This is a genomic window from Oleiphilus sp. HI0132, assembly GCF_001635845.1.
Genome location: NZ_LWGJ01000326.1, coordinates 1 through 654 on the forward strand (window position 1 = coordinate 1; position 654 = coordinate 654).

Annotated in this window: 1 pseudogene; it reads left to right on the plus strand. The window is 41.0% G+C overall.

Annotated elements, in window-relative coordinates:
- Positions 1–157: 157 nt before the first annotated feature.
- Positions 158–654: pseudogene (locus tag A3766_RS03935) on the plus strand (glutamate--cysteine ligase); the annotation flags it as partial.

The window sequence follows — 654 nt, forward strand, 5'->3', positions numbered from 1 at the left end:
GCTTAAAAATAATGTAAATTTATTGGCGGAATTATCAGGTATTAATAAGTCTTTGTGCCAGATCAAGGCATTGGATAAGAAGTTTGTTCATAGTATGAGTTATAGATTTTGTTTTGAAGCTGATTCAGAAAGCACCATTGATACAGAGTACGGATAGATGGGAATTGATATAGATAAGAGCAGTTTTGCAGAAAGTGATTATCGAGACTTTGAAAAAAAACTGCAGACCAACCTTTCCAGCTTGAGCTCCCTATTGTCACAGACAGGCTTTGGAAAAAAGAAACCGGGTAGTGCTATTTTGGGTGCCGAGCTCGAAATGTATATTGTTGATAGCAAGGGAGAGCCCTTGTTGCTGAATCAAGAAATCTTAGATGCTGCTGATGACAAACAACTGACTCTGGAGATTAACCGCTATAACCTGGAATATAACCTGACTCCATATTCCCTGTCGGATGCGCCGTTTAAGTCGACAGAAAATGAGATTTGCCGCCAGCTGTCGAAGCTAAATGATATTGCTGCAAAATATGAAGGTCGCATATTTCCTGTCGGTATACTTCCTACGCTGGATAATTCTCATTTCGGGCCTGTTTGTATGACGGACCGCCAGCGTTATAGAACCTTGGTTGAGCAATTGTTTGAACGTCGTGGGCGTGA